This is a genomic window from Sphingomonas yabuuchiae (assembly GCF_001477495.1).
Lineage (GTDB): Bacteria > Pseudomonadota > Alphaproteobacteria > Sphingomonadales > Sphingomonadaceae > Sphingomonas > Sphingomonas yabuuchiae_A.
Map to the genome: position 1 here is coordinate 334,502 of NZ_LDTF01000007.1, position 12,898 is coordinate 347,399.

A 12,898-nucleotide genomic window follows, 5' to 3' on the forward strand; every position below is an offset into this window, starting at 1 on the left:
CATCATGAGCCACGTCCTCGTCGTCGATGACGACGCCGCCATCCGCACCGTCGTCGGTCAGGCCCTGCGGCGGGCGGGGTATGAGGTTACGACGGTGGAGACACTGGCAAGGCTGGACCGTATCCTTGCGGGAGGCGCGCCGGACGTGCTGGTCACCGACGTGATCCTGCCGGACGGTGACGGGATCGATCATATCCGCGGCGTGGCCGAGCGGTTTCCCGCCCTGCCGATCATCGTCCTGTCGGCGCAGAACACGCTGACCACTGCCGTCCGCGCCGCAGAGGTCGGGGCGTATGAGTATCTGCCCAAACCCTTCGACCTCGATGCGCTGACCCATGCCGTCGCCGGGGCGCTTGCCCGGCGCGGTGTATTGGTCGAGGACGGGTTGGGGGAGGATGATCGGGCCCTGCCGCTGATCGGCCGATCGCAGGCGATGCAGGGCGTGTACCGCATAATCGCGCGCGTCGTGTCGACCGATCTGACGGTGCTTGTTTCCGGCGAGTCGGGGACCGGCAAGGAGTTGGTCGCCCGGGCGATCCATGACCTCGGCCCGCGTCGTGCCGCGCCCTTCGTCGCGCTCAACATGGCCGCGATCCCGCGCGAATTGATCGAGGCCGAGTTGTTCGGGCACGAACGCGGTGCCTTTACCGGCGCGGCGCAGCGCAATGCGGGCCGGTTCGAGCAGGCGGCTGGCGGTACGCTGTTCCTCGACGAGATCGGCGATATGCCGATGGAGGCGCAGACGCGCCTGCTCCGCGTCCTGCAATCCGGCGAGTTCACGACGGTCGGCGGCGCTCGGACGATCCGCACCGATGTCCGCATCGTGGCGGCGACGAACCGTGATCTCAGCCAGCAGGTCGCATCTGGGCAATTTCGCGAAGACCTGTTCTACCGCCTGAACGTCGTGCCGATCGCCTTGCCGGCTCTTCGCGAACGACGTCAGGATATCCCGCTTCTTGCCCGGCACTTCCTGGAGAATGCCGCGCTGCAGGGACTGCCCAAGCGCCGGATCGATACCCATGCGCTCGACGTACTGGTCATCCATGACTGGCCGGGCAATGTGCGTGAGCTAGAGAATATGATGCGGCGCCTCGCCGTACTCGCGCGCGACGAGGTGATCGATGCCGAAGCGGTGCGGACGATGTTGGGAGAAGCGCGTTCGTCTTTCGCAGCGGTCGGCGTCGCGGCTGCGGACGGAAACCTGTCGGCGGCGGTGCGCGCCTACATCGCACGGCTCGCCATGGCGCAGCCGACATCGCTGGACGACGGTACGCTCTATGACCGTATCATCGGCGAGGTCGAACGTCCCCTGATCGAAGCGATGCTCGCGCGTCACGGCGGTAACCAGCTTCGTGCGGCACGCGCGATGGGGATCAACCGCAATACCCTGCGCAAGCGCCTCGATACACTCAACATCCCCGTCAACGGCGATGACGAGGGTGGAGAGGCGCTGGCATAATTTTCACGAATTGTGGCTTGCAGGACACGCTTCACGTTGTACGATTGCAACGATGTTGGCGTCCGTGAAGCCCGCTGAACCTGCCGAAGGGCCGCGCTCTCGCTTCGCGGTCACTCCGGTCATGGAGGTCGCGGTCATCCTGGGGGCGGTCGCAGTCGCGGTCGGGACCTATGTCTATATCGACAGCCGCCATGATGCGCAGGGGTTGATCGCACCGCCGGTGATGGCGGGGTTGCTCGCGCTCAATCTGGTGCCTGGCGTCCTGCTGTTGATGCTGCTGGGTCGGCGGGTCGCGATGCGACGGGCGGCTCAATCGCCGGTCGGCGGTGGCGGACGGCTCCATGTGCGGCTGGTCGCGCTGTTCTCGCTGACCGCAAGCATCCCGATCCTGTTGACCGTCGTCACCGCTTCGGTGCTGTTCCAGTCCTCGGCCGAATTCTGGATTTCCGACCGTGCCCGACAGGCGTTCGGCGACGCCATGGACATTGCCCGCCAGTCGCAGCAGCAGATCATCAAGCGTTGGGTCGACACCGGCCGTGCCATGTCGCAGGACCTCGGCCGGAACCTGCCCGCGTTGCGCGAGAACCGGCGCGATTTCCACGACTATCTCGTCCAGCAGACGGTCGTGCGCGATACGGTGGAGTCGGTCCTGTTCTCCTACGACCGCAAGCAGGGCTTCAAATTCTACGACTTCTTCAACCAGCCGTCGGACACGACCTTTCGCGAGCTGGTGACGCCGGAAATGATCCAGCAGGCGAGCAAGCTGAGCCGGCCCGAGGTCGGCATCAACGAGCAGCGCGTCTGGGTGGTCACGCCGCTGCCCGAGGGCAATGGCCTGATGCTCTATATCGGCACGCCGGTGAACGCCGAGTTCCTCAGCAAGCAGCATTTCGCCGCCGAGGACGTATTCGACGATTATCGTGCCCTTCAGGGGCGTGCTCGTTCGCTCCAGTTGAAGTTCAACCTCGTTCTGTTCGCGATCGCGCTCCTGATCGTCGGTATTGCGGTCTGGATCGCCTTGGCAGTGGCGGACCGCCTCGTGCGTCCCGTGGGCGAACTGGTCGATGCCGCACGGCGGATCGCAGGCGGTGACCTGACCGCCCGCGTGCCCGACCCCAAGACTCGTGACGAGGTCGGCACCCTCGCCAATGCCTTCAACCAGATGACCGGCCAGTTGGAGCGCCAGAACACGGAGTTGGTTACCGCCAATGCCCAGCTCAACAATCGTCGTGCGTTGATCGAGGCGGTGATGGCGGGCGTTTCCGCGGGTGTCGTCGCGATCGGACGGGATCGGCAGGTGCGGATCGCGAACAATTCCGCGGATTTGCTCTTGGGTGCCGATCAGGGCGGTTTGGTCGGGCGCAAGTTGGGCGAGGTCGCACCCGAACTGGACGAGCTGCTCGACCAGGGGCGGCGCGAAGCGACGGTGCAGGTCGCGCTTGATGGCGACATGCGGACCCTTGCGGTGCGCATCGCCCAAACCGGTGACGGCCCGATTTTGACGTTCGACGATATCACCCAGCAGTTGCTCGACCAGCGCCGCGCCGCCTGGTCGGATGTCGCCCGCCGCATCGCGCACGAAATCAAGAATCCCCTGACCCCGATCCAACTGGCCGCCGAGCGGCTTCAGCGACGTTATGGAAAGGTCGTCGGACCTGAGGATCCGACATTCGGCCGCCTGACCGAAACCATCGTCCGCCAGGTCGGTGACCTGCGTCGCATGGTCGACGAATTTTCGTCCTTCGCGCGGATGCCCAAGCCGGTGTTCCGCGAAGAGGCTATCGCCGATATCTGCGCCCAGGCGATGTTCCTGCATGAGGTTGCGCATCCCGAGGTCCGATTCCAGCTGGATCAGGAGGAACCCGCCCCGACGCTCGTCTGCGACCGCCGTCAGATGAGCCAGGCCCTGACCAACATCGTCAAGAATGCGGTGGAGGCCATTGAGTCCCGCCCGGAAGGCCTGACCGGCGGAGAGGTCGTGATGACGGTCGGCCAGCAAGGCGGCATGGTCACGATCACCGTGACCGACAATGGCATCGGCCTGCCGCCGGAGCGTGACCGCATCATCGAGCCCTATATGACGACGCGCGCGCGGGGTACCGGACTGGGCCTCGCCATCGTCAACAAGATCATTGCGGAACATGCCGGCACCATCGGCTTTTCCGACAATCCCTCCGGCGGGACCATCGTTTCGATGATGTTCGACGCCGGTGCCCTGGCGGCACTGGATCAGGGGGGCGCCGAACCCGAACTGGCTGGGGAGGGCCAGCTCACCGCTTTGACTCGTACCCGGACGTAAAAAGATCATGGCTTTGGACATCCTCGTCGTCGACGACGAACTCGACATCCGCGAACTCGTCGCGGGTGTACTGGAAGACGAGGGCTATGACGCCCGCGTTGCGGCCGACAGCGACTCCGCGCTGGAGGCGGTGGCGGTGCGGCGTCCGTCGCTGGTTCTGCTGGACGTGTGGCTTCAAGGCTCGAAGCTCGATGGGCTGGAACTGCTCGACGAGATCAAGCGGCGCGATCCGTCGATCCCGGTGCTGGTCATCTCTGGCCATGGCAATCTGGATACGGCCGTTGCCGCGATTCGCAAGGGCGCGGCCGACTTCATCGAAAAGCCGTTCGAGGCCGAGCGTCTGCTCTTGATGGTCGCACGCGCGACCGAGACGGAGCGGCTGCGTCGTGAAAACGCCTCGCTGCGGGCATCGGCCGGGCGTGAAACCGATCTGACCGGATCGTCGAGCGCCATCAACGGCATCCGCGCAACCCTGAAGCGGGTGGCCGCGACGGGCAGCCGGGTGCTTATCATGGGTTCGGCGGGCGTCGGCAAAGAGGTCGCCGCGCGCCTGCTCCACGGTTGGAGCAACCGCGCCGATGCGCCGTTCGTGGTGGTCAGCGCTGCGCGAATGACGCCCGAGCGGGTCGAGGAAGAATTGTTTGGCGTGGAGGAGGGGGGCGATCTGGTCCGCACCGGCCTTCTCGAACAGGCGCATGGCGGCACGTTGTTCCTGGACGAGATCGCCGACATGCCGATCGCGACCCAGGCACGTATCCTGCGCGTTCTGACCGACCAGAGCTTCACCCGCGTCGGCGGCACCCGCGTCGTCAAGGTCGACGTCCGCGTCGTGTCTGCCACCGCCCGTGACCTGACCCAGGAAATTGCCGAAGGCCGGTTCCGCGAAGACCTCTATTACCGCCTTAATGTCGTGCCGGTGACGATCCCGTCGCTGGCCGAACGGCGCGAGGACATTCCCCCGCTGGTCGAGCATTTCATGGCGCACTATGCCAGCGAACGTCGCGTCCGCACGCCTGAGATCGCCGCCGACGCGATGGTCGCGATGCAATCCTATGACTGGCCGGGCAATGTTCGCCAGCTCCGCAATGTCGTCGAGCGGACGATCATCCTGGCACCGGGCGACCGCGTCGGGCGGATCGACCTCGACCTGCTGCCCGCCGAGGTGCTGGGGGAGGGGGCCGATATGGGCGGCGGCGGCGCGACGGCGATCATGGGCGCTCCGCTGCGTGAGGCGCGCGAAAGCTGGGAGCGCGAATATCTGCGTGTCCAGATCCGGCGTTTTTCCGGCAATATCTCGCGCACGGCCAGCTTCATCGGGATGGAACGCTCGGCCCTGCACCGCAAGCTGAAGCTGTTGGGGATCAGCGAGACGCGAGAGGATTGATCGCCACCTCTGGACGAACGCCCGTGGAGACCATAGATATCGGGCGCGCCCGGTGCACGGGCACAATTCCGACGCCGGGAAACGGCGCTACTCGCGGGCACGGACCCGCCAAGAACAAGGGCTCGACCATGGCCGACAAATCGGGTTCACTGCAGGACCTGTTTCTGAATGCACTGCGCCGCTCCAAGGCGCCGGTGACCATGTTCCTCGTCAAGGGCGTGAAGCTCCAGGGTATCGTCACCTGGTTCGACAATTTCTCGGTACTGCTGCGCCGCGACGGACAGTCGCAGCTGATCTACAAGCACGCCATCTCCACCATCATGCCTTCGGGCCCGCTGGATGTCGCCGCTATCGTCGACGGCGTCAACGAACAGCAGCGTAAGAACCCGCTTTTGCAGGAAATCTTCCTGAACGCGGTGCGCAAGTCCGAAGACCCCGTCACCATGTTCCTGATCAATGGCGTCATGCTGCAGGGGCAGATCGCGGGCTTCGACCTGTTCTGCATGCTGCTTCAGCGTGAAGGCATGGCGCAGCTCGTCTACAAGCACGCCGTTTCGACCATTCAGCCGGCCCGGCCGCTGAATCTGGCCGAAGAGCAGGCGGGATCGGCCGAGGATTGAGTACGGGTTTCGATCGCGACCGCGGTGAATTTGCGCGCGGCGCCCGCACGGTCATCGTCCTGCCCGATCAGGGCGATGCCGCGCGTGATGCCGAAGCACGTCTGGAAGAGACCGCCGGACTTGCCATGGCGATCGGCCTGGACGTGGTCGAGCGCATAGCCCTTCGGGTCCGTGCGCCGAAGCCAGCCACGCTGATCGGCAGCGGCCAGGTCGAGCAGGTCGCCCAGCAAGTGCGGATGGAAGAGGCCCAGTTGGTGGTGTTCGATGCGTCGCTGACCCCGGTCCAGCAGCGCAACCTGGAGACTGCCCTGGAGGCCAAGGTCATCGACCGGACCGGCCTGATCCTCGAAATCTTCGGCGAGCGCGCCGCGACGGCCGAGGGCCGGTTGCAGGTCGAACTTGCGCATCTCGATTATCAGGCCGGTCGTCTGGTACGGAGTTGGACCCACCTCGAACGTCAGCGCGGTGGGTTCGGCTTCCTCGGTGGCCCCGGCGAAACGCAGATCGAGGCGGATCGCCGGATGATCCGCGATCGCATGGCAAGGCTCCGGCGAGAGCTGGATCAGGTCAGCCGCACGCGTGGACTTCATCGCGAGCGGCGTCAGCGCGCGCCGTGGCCGGTGATTGCGTTGGTCGGCTATACCAATGCCGGAAAGTCTACGCTTTTCAATCGTTTGACTGGCGCTCATGTCATGGCGAAGGACCTTCTCTTCGCGACGCTGGACCCGACCTTGCGGCAGATATCCTTGCCCGGCATCGACAAGGCGATCCTGTCCGACACGGTCGGCTTCGTCTCCGACCTGCCGACCCAGTTGGTCGCCGCCTTCAAGGCGACGCTGGAGGAAGTGGTTTCGGCCGACTTGCTGATCCACGTCCGCGACATCGCACACCCCGACACCGAGGCGCAGCGCGCCGATGTCGAGGCCGTGTTGACTGAGATCGGTGTCGATCCTGAAACGCCGCGGTTCGAGGCGTGGAACAAGATCGACCTGATCGAGGGCGATGCCCGCGAGGATGTGCTGGTCGAGGCCGCACGCCGTCCTAACATCGTCGCCGTGTCGGCGATGACGGGGGAGGGCATTGATGACCTGATCGAGCAGGTGGCGGCTGCACTGACCTCCGGGCATCGGCGGTATCGCGTCACGTTGGATGCGGGCGACGGGGCGGGGGCGGCTTGGCTCCACGCGCATGGCGAGGTGCTGGACCAGGTGATCGAGGGCGAACAGGCGGTCTATGATGTCCGCCTGGCCGAGTCCGACTATGAGCGGTTCACCCGTCGCGACGCTTGACGGCCTGCCACAAGGCTTCCTTGGCTTCGAGTTCGAGCGCGGGAAAACCATCGCCCGCCTCGGCTTCCATCGCCCGAAAGCGGCGCTCGAACTTGCCATTGGCATAACGGAGCGCCGCTTCGGCATCGACCCCGCAATGGCGCGCCCAGTTGACGACCGAGAATAGCAGATCGCCAAATTCCTCCGCCAGCGTCTCGGGCGGAGCTTCGGTGATTTCCTGAATTTCCTCGTCGACCTTCGCGCGCGATCCTTCGGCATCCGGCCAGTCGAAGCCGACCCTTGCGGCACGCTTCTGAAGCTTTTCCGCCCGCATCAAAGCTGGAAGGCCGAGGGCGACGCCATCCAATGTACCGCCCGCCGCCTTCGCCTGACGTTCCTCGGCCTTGATCTGCTCCCACAGATGATGGCCGCCTTCGGGCTGATCGCCAAAGATATGCGGGTGCCGACGCTCCATCTTGTCGCTGATCGCCGCGACGACATCGGGAAAGGCGAATTGCCCTTGGTCCTCGGCGATCTGCGCGTGGAAGACCACTTGCAGGAGCAGATCGCCGAGCTCGTCCTTGAGGTCCGCCATGTCGCGGCGCGCGATGGCATCGGCGACCTCATGGGCTTCCTCGATGGTATAGGGCGCAATGCTCTCAAAGCTCTGCGCCACATCCCATTCGCAGCCGGTCTGCGGGTCGCGGAGGCGTTTCATGATGGTCAGCAGGCGTTCCAAATCGGCAACCTTTGTTTCTGCGATTGAGGGAAGACATAATCGTCATGGAGTGGAAATGACACTGTTTAGGGTCGGGACTTGGCGATCACGGCCAGCAGATGACGGTTGCCGCGAGGGCGGTGGCCCAGAAGAAAGCGGTGGGGCCGCGATCGTTGGCGGATCGCGACGCGGCGCCGGTCATGGCATTTGCCTTCTCTGATCAGCCCAGGATCGACTGGCCCAGCGCCATGGTCTTGCCGTTGGTCACGATCACCCGGTCGCCCAGTTTCGTGGCGGCGAACAGTTTTTTGGCGAAGCCGGTCGGCACGCCGATACAGCCATGGGTTGCGTTGCCGAAGCGCACGTCGCTGGCATGGATGGCAACGCCGTCATTGGTCAGGCGCAGCATATAGGGCATGGGCGCGTCATAGAGGTTGGAGACGTGGGTCGCGTCTTTTTGCAGGATGGGAAACACGCCGAGCGGCGTCGGCATATTGTCCGCGCCGTAGATGATCGCTGCCGTCCCGATCTCATAGCCGTCGCGGAAGATCGAAACGACCTGCGCGGCCAGATCCACCGTGATGACGATGGGGCCGCTCGGTGCCCCGCTTTCGTCCCACACGAAGTCGCCGTGTTTCAATGGCCCCTTCAGGTCCAGAATATGGCGGACGACGAAGGGCGCTGGCGTCGGGGAGGGTGAGGGGGCCACGATCGTCGGCCGGGAAACGATCCGGGGGGCTGTCGTCTTGGCGGGCCGGGGCGCGTCATCGCGAGAGGCGTGACGGGCCAGCATCACGCCGCCGCCCGCCGCGCCCAGAAGGATGGCTCCAGCCAGAATTTGCAGCGCTCTCATCCCGCGCCTTATGCCATCCCTTGTTCAATAAGGGGTTAGCGGATTTCGACCGTGACATGGCCAAGGGCCGCCATGCCTTCCAGCCGCTGGTGAACCGTGGCGCTCGTCAGGACGGTGTCGATGCCCTCGACCGACAGGACCACGGCATGGGCCGTCGGTCCGATCCGCCAGATATGGAAATCGTGGATGCGCAGGTCGCCGGGGGCCTCCACCCGGTCGCGGACCTGACCGGCAAGCTTCGGATCGGCCGCGTCGAGCAACACGGTCGAGGCCTGGCGCATCAATCCGAGCGACCAGTTGGCGATGACCGCGGCGCCGAGCAGTCCGACCGCCGGGTCGAGCCAGACCCAGCCCAGATAGCGCCCCGCCACCAAAGCCAGGATCGCCATGACCGACGTCAGCGCATCCGCCAGGACATGGATATAGGCGGCGCGCATGTTGGTATCGCCGCCATAGCGGTCATGCGAATGTCCGTGGTCATGATCATGACGATGGTCGGAATGACCATGGGAATGGCCGTGGCCGTGACCATGGTCATGGCCGTGACCATGGCCGAGCAGCCAGGCGCTGGCGATGTTGACCAGCAGGCCCAGCACCGCGACGAAGATCGCGTCCCCGAACGCAACCGCATGCGGATCGGCCAGCCGCATGATCGACTCATAAGCGATGCCGAGCGACACCAGCCCCAGCACCATCGCCGAACCGAAGCCCGCCAGTTCGCCGACCTTGCCGGTGCCCCAGCTATAGCGCGGGTTGGCGACGTGGCGCTTGGCATAGGAATAGGCGATTGCCGCGATCCCGAGCGCCCCGACATGGGTCGCCATGTGGAAGCCATCGGCCAGCAGCGCCATCGATCCGGTCAGATAGCCTGCGACGATCTCGCCGACCATCATTCCCGTCGACAGCCATACCACCAGGCGGGTGCGGCGCGCATTCTCGTCATGGGCATGGCCCAGATAATCATGGCTTTGCGTATTCATCGGAGCGTTCATGGGGCTATTCACGGCAAGACGTCCTTGATCGGCAATCAGCGGAAATGGCGGCGAAGCAACTTGGCCAGCTCGATCGCAGCGGCCTTTCGTTCCTCCTCGGTCAGACCGGGGGCGGCAACATGGGCGTGGAGGTGATCCTCGACCAGCTCGTCCATCAATCCCGCCACCGCGCCGCGCACGGCCGCAACCAGGTGAAGCGTCTCGGCGCAATCGGCATCGGCCGTCACCGACCGCTCGATCGCCGCAACCTGTCCCGCGATCCGCCGGACGCGCGCGACGATCTTTTCCTTGCTGGTGGTGACATGAGCCATAATGGATAGGGGTATAGGGTATATGTGATTTTCGATCAACCGGGTTGCGTATCGGATGCGGCATCCGTCAGAAGGGCTGCCATGAAAAACAGAGGTACGCGCATGAGCGGGAAGTTTCGGCGTTGGGCTTTGATCGCGGTGGCACTGACCGCATCCGCCCCTGCGGCTGCGGAGTCGATCCTGTTCGTCGGCAACAGCTTTACCTTCGGCGCGCATTCGCCGGTCATGCGCTATCGCCCCGATCTGGTCCGCGACCTGAACCGCGAAGGCATTGGCGGCGTGCCCGCGCTGTTCAAGACGTTCGCGGAGGAGGCGGGCCAGGACTGGCAGGTCAGCCTGGAAACCGCGCCCGGCCGCGACCTCGCCTATCATTACGAACAGAAGCGCAAGGCGATCGACCGACGCTGGGATGTGGTCGTCCTGCAGGGCTACAGCACGCTCGACGCGCAGCGGCTGGGCGATCCGATGCGCCATGCCGAGGCCGCCGGGCTATTGACCGCCATGCTGCGTCGGGCCAATCCGCGCGTGCGTGTCGAACTGGTCTCCACATGGAGCCGGGCGGACCTGACCTATCGCACCGCCAGTCCCTGGCGTGGCAAGCCGATCACTGCGATGGCGGACGATCTGGCGACAGGCAATGCCTATGCCCTGCGACGCTATCCCGAAATCTCGGGCACGATCCCGGTCGGCCAGGCCTGGAACAGGGCCTGGGCGGAGCGGGTTGCCGATCCGAACCCCTACGACGGTGTCGCCTTCGGGCAGGTCGATCTGTGGAGCTGGGACCAATATCACGCCAGCGCGGCGGGCTATTATCTGGAGGCGCTGGTCGTATTCGAGAAGATCACCGGGTTCGACGTCCGGCGGCTGGGCGAGCAGGAACGGGCGGGGATCGATCTCGGCCTGGAGCCACGTCTCATCGGCCGATTGCAGGCGATCGCCCATAGCGAGGTGACCGGCGTTACGCCGTAACGATCGCTCCATCGTGCACCGTGACCGGCCAGGGCGTCAGCCGCTGTCCCATGCAGGGGCCGCCCAGACATTGACCGTCCGCGACGTCGAAGATCGCCCCGTGCCAGGAACAGGCAATCCGCGTCCCGTCAGGGGTCAGATAGGCGTCCAGTTCCTGCGCCAGCGGCAGTCCCATATGCGGGCAGCGGTCGACATAGCCATGGACCGCTTCGCCGCGCCGTACGACGAAGCCGTGGAAGCGACCCGACCGCATCTGGAGCACGAAATTGCGCGCCGCGCCGTCGGCGATGGTGTCGAGCGGGCCGAGTGCGATCCCGGCGGGCGTGGCGGTCAGGCGTTCGTCGCTCATGCCGCGTCGCCCTGAACCTCGGGTGCGGCCTCGGGCACGCGGTCGCGCAGGCGCTGGGCTGCCGCCACCAGCCGGGGAAAGGTCGACAGGTCAACCGCGAACCGCTCGGCGTTATAGACCTGCGGCAGGATATGGCAGTCGGCCAGCGTCGGCGTATCGCCATAGGCATAGCCCGCGCCGTGCCGTTCGATCAGGATTTCCAGCGCGGCAAAACCCTCCGCCACCCAATGGCCGATCCAGCGGCCGATGGCGGCTTCGTCGGCACCCATGTCCTGCCGCAGCATGGTCAGGACGCGCAGATTGTTGATCGGATGGATATCGCACGCCACGACCGCCGCCATCGCCCGCACCACGGCCCGCCCGGCGTGGTCGCCGGGGAGCAGCGGTGGATCGGGATAGCGTTCCTCCAGCCATTCGAGAATGGCGGGGCTCTGGATCAGCGGGCCGTCCGGCCCCTCCAGCACCGGCACCAGGCCCTGCGGCTGGAGCGCGCGGTAATCGGCGGCACGCTGCGCCCCCGTACGCAGGTCGTGCGCGACGCTGGTATAGGACAAGCCTTTCAGCGCCAGTGCCAGCCGTACCCGATAGGCGGCGCTCGACCGCCAATAGCCGTGGAGCGTCAGGCTCATAGGGGCAGCTTGGCCTTGGGGAAGTCTTTCCACACGGCGTCGTAATCGAGTTGCGCATGCGACAGCGCGTAGGTCGTGGGACGATAGGGCCAGCAGCTTTCGACCATGAAAGCCATCGTGCCCTCGATCCGGTGCGGCTTCAGCTCCGCGTTGCTTGCGCCCTGCCAACTGGCGTGGTCCGGACCGTGGCCTGCCATCAGATTATGCAGCGACAGGCCGCCGGGGCGGAAGCCCTCCGCCTTGGCATCATAGGCGCCGGTGATCAGGCCCATCGCCTCCGACATGACGTTGCGGTGGAACCAGGGCGGGCGGAACGTATCCTCCGCCACCATCCAGCGCGGCGGGAACAGGACCAGATCGGCATTGGCCCGGCCCGGCACGTCGCTGGGCGAGGTCAGCAGGGTGAAGATCGAGGGGTCCGGATGGTCGAAGCTGACCGTGTTGATCGTGTTGAAGCGCGACAGGTCATAGCGCCACGGCGTCAAATTGCCGTGCCATGCGACGACATCGAGCGGGCTATGATCGAGCGTCATCGTCCAGAGCGAACCGAGGAATTTCTGGACCACCTGGGTCGGCTCGTCACGATCCTCGAACCAGGCGACGGGTGTCTCGAAATCGCGCGGATTGCCCAGGCCGTTCGCGCCGATCGGACCGAGGTCGGGCAGGCGGAACAGGCTGCCGTGGTTCTCGGCGACATAGCCCGCCGCCTCGCCATCGGGCAGTTCGACGCGGAAGCGCACGCCGCGCGGCACCAGCGCGATCTGGCCCGGCGCGATGTCGATCCGGCCTAGCTCGGTCAGGATGGTCAGGCGCCCGGATTGCGGCAGGAAGACCAGTTCGCCGTCCGCATCGACGAACACGCGCTCCATGCTGCGGTTGCAGGCATAGACATGGACGGCAACGCCTTCCAGATCCGCCGGATCACGGTTGGCGAGCATCGTCGTCATCCCGTCGATCCAGTCGGTGCCCGGCGGCGTCATTGGCGTCGGGTCCCAGCGCAGGCGGTTGGGGGGCAGGGGGCTGTCGCTGGTTCTTATACACATCTCC

The 12,898-nt window shown here is 65.4% G+C and carries 13 protein-coding genes; 6 read left to right on the forward strand and 7 right to left on the reverse strand.

Features of this window, described 5'->3' with window-relative positions:
* The first annotated feature begins 4 nt into the window (after positions 1 to 4).
* From ntrC to hflX, 5 genes are all read left to right on the forward strand, one after another.
* Complete coding sequence (gene ntrC, locus NS355_RS02835) at positions 5 to 1,459, forward strand: nitrogen regulation protein NR(I) (RefSeq protein ID WP_058744261.1); 1,455 nt, start codon at positions 5 to 7, stop codon at positions 1,457 to 1,459.
* Positions 1,460 to 1,511: 52 nt separating this feature from the next.
* Positions 1,512 to 3,758 carry a sensor histidine kinase NtrY-like gene (locus tag NS355_RS02840; RefSeq protein WP_058744262.1) on the forward strand — a complete coding sequence of 749 codons (2,247 nt, stop codon included), beginning with the start codon at positions 1,512 to 1,514 and terminating at the stop codon, positions 3,756 to 3,758.
* 7 nt (positions 3,759 to 3,765) lie between these two features.
* Complete coding sequence (locus NS355_RS02845; RefSeq protein ID WP_056434891.1) at positions 3,766 to 5,142, forward strand: sigma-54-dependent transcriptional regulator; 1,377 nt, start codon at positions 3,766 to 3,768, stop codon at positions 5,140 to 5,142.
* 65 nt (positions 5,143 to 5,207) lie between these two features.
* On the forward strand, positions 5,208 to 5,762 hold the full coding sequence (gene hfq, locus NS355_RS02850; protein WP_430726990.1) for an RNA chaperone Hfq: 555 nt from the start codon (positions 5,208 to 5,210) through the stop codon (positions 5,760 to 5,762).
* On the forward strand, positions 5,759 to 7,051 hold the full coding sequence (gene hflX / locus NS355_RS02855; protein WP_058744263.1) for a GTPase HflX: 1,293 nt from the start codon (positions 5,759 to 5,761) through the stop codon (positions 7,049 to 7,051). The genes hfq and hflX overlap by 4 nt, the downstream gene beginning before the upstream one ends.
* On the opposite strand, the gene mazG is transcribed toward hflX, so the two are convergent.
* The 4 genes from mazG to NS355_RS02875 form a co-directional block, all read right to left on the reverse strand.
* Positions 7,032 to 7,748 carry a nucleoside triphosphate pyrophosphohydrolase gene (gene mazG / locus NS355_RS02860; RefSeq protein ID WP_058744306.1) on the reverse strand — a complete coding sequence of 239 codons (717 nt, stop codon included), beginning with the start codon at positions 7,746 to 7,748 and terminating at the stop codon, positions 7,032 to 7,034. The two genes, hflX and mazG, sit on opposite strands and share 20 nt — an antisense overlap.
* 220 nt (positions 7,749 to 7,968) lie before the next feature.
* A complete protein-coding gene (locus NS355_RS02865) occupies positions 7,969 to 8,601 on the reverse strand; it encodes a L,D-transpeptidase family protein (protein WP_244489530.1) in 633 nt (210 codons plus the stop codon).
* Between the two features lie 35 nt (positions 8,602 to 8,636).
* The gene (gene dmeF / locus NS355_RS02870; protein WP_084787455.1) at positions 8,637 to 9,581 is read right to left on the reverse strand and encodes a CDF family Co(II)/Ni(II) efflux transporter DmeF; all 945 of its coding nucleotides are present in this window, start codon (positions 9,579 to 9,581) and stop codon (positions 8,637 to 8,639) included.
* Positions 9,582 to 9,628: 47 nt separating this feature from the next.
* Positions 9,629 to 9,904, reverse strand: a complete 276-nt coding sequence (locus NS355_RS02875; protein ID WP_058744265.1) for a metal/formaldehyde-sensitive transcriptional repressor — start codon at positions 9,902 to 9,904, stop codon at positions 9,629 to 9,631.
* A gap of 102 nt (positions 9,905 to 10,006) precedes the next feature.
* Between NS355_RS02875 and NS355_RS02880 the strand changes: the two genes are divergently transcribed.
* Positions 10,007 to 10,873 (forward strand): hypothetical protein, encoded by an 867-nt coding sequence (locus NS355_RS02880; RefSeq protein ID WP_058744266.1) that lies wholly within the window; start codon positions 10,007 to 10,009, stop codon positions 10,871 to 10,873.
* Here the strand turns inward: NS355_RS02880 and NS355_RS02885 are convergent.
* The 3 genes from NS355_RS02885 to hmgA all read right to left on the reverse strand — a co-directional run.
* Complete coding sequence (locus NS355_RS02885; protein ID WP_058744267.1) at positions 10,863 to 11,222, reverse strand: Rieske (2Fe-2S) protein; 360 nt, start codon at positions 11,220 to 11,222, stop codon at positions 10,863 to 10,865. The genes NS355_RS02880 and NS355_RS02885 overlap by 11 nt on opposite strands.
* Positions 11,219 to 11,851 carry a maleylacetoacetate isomerase gene (gene maiA, locus NS355_RS02890; RefSeq protein ID WP_058744268.1) on the reverse strand — a complete coding sequence of 211 codons (633 nt, stop codon included), beginning with the start codon at positions 11,849 to 11,851 and terminating at the stop codon, positions 11,219 to 11,221. The genes NS355_RS02885 and maiA overlap by 4 nt, the downstream gene beginning before the upstream one ends.
* Positions 11,848 to 12,898 (reverse strand): homogentisate 1,2-dioxygenase (hmgA, locus tag NS355_RS02895; protein WP_058744308.1); only part of this gene is annotated, 1,051 nt, incomplete at its 5' end. The genes maiA and hmgA, both read right to left, overlap by 4 nt.

What these genes read in the sequence shown, in the direction of transcription:
- ntrC (WP_058744261.1), top strand. Translation starts at nt 5, where the DNA reads ATGAGCCACGTCCTCGTCGTCGATGACGACGCCGCCATCCGCACCGTC.
- NS355_RS02840 (WP_058744262.1), top strand. Translation starts at nt 1,512, where the DNA reads ATGTTGGCGTCCGTGAAGCCCGCTGAACCTGCCGAAGGGCCGCGCTCT.
- NS355_RS02845 (WP_056434891.1), top strand. Translation starts at nt 3,766, where the DNA reads ATGGCTTTGGACATCCTCGTCGTCGACGACGAACTCGACATCCGCGAA.
- mazG (WP_058744306.1), bottom strand. Translation starts at nt 7,748, where the DNA reads ATGAAACGCCTCCGCGACCCGCAGACCGGCTGCGAATGGGATGTGGCG.
- NS355_RS02865 (WP_244489530.1), bottom strand. Translation starts at nt 8,601, where the DNA reads ATGAGAGCGCTGCAAATTCTGGCTGGAGCCATCCTTCTGGGCGCGGCG.
- dmeF (WP_084787455.1), bottom strand. Translation starts at nt 9,581, where the DNA reads ATGAATACGCAAAGCCATGATTATCTGGGCCATGCCCATGACGAGAAT.
- NS355_RS02875 (WP_058744265.1), bottom strand. Translation starts at nt 9,904, where the DNA reads ATGGCTCATGTCACCACCAGCAAGGAAAAGATCGTCGCGCGCGTCCGG.
- NS355_RS02880 (WP_058744266.1), top strand. Translation starts at nt 10,007, where the DNA reads ATGAGCGGGAAGTTTCGGCGTTGGGCTTTGATCGCGGTGGCACTGACC.
- NS355_RS02885 (WP_058744267.1), bottom strand. Translation starts at nt 11,222, where the DNA reads ATGAGCGACGAACGCCTGACCGCCACGCCCGCCGGGATCGCACTCGGC.
- maiA (WP_058744268.1), bottom strand. Translation starts at nt 11,851, where the DNA reads ATGAGCCTGACGCTCCACGGCTATTGGCGGTCGAGCGCCGCCTATCGG.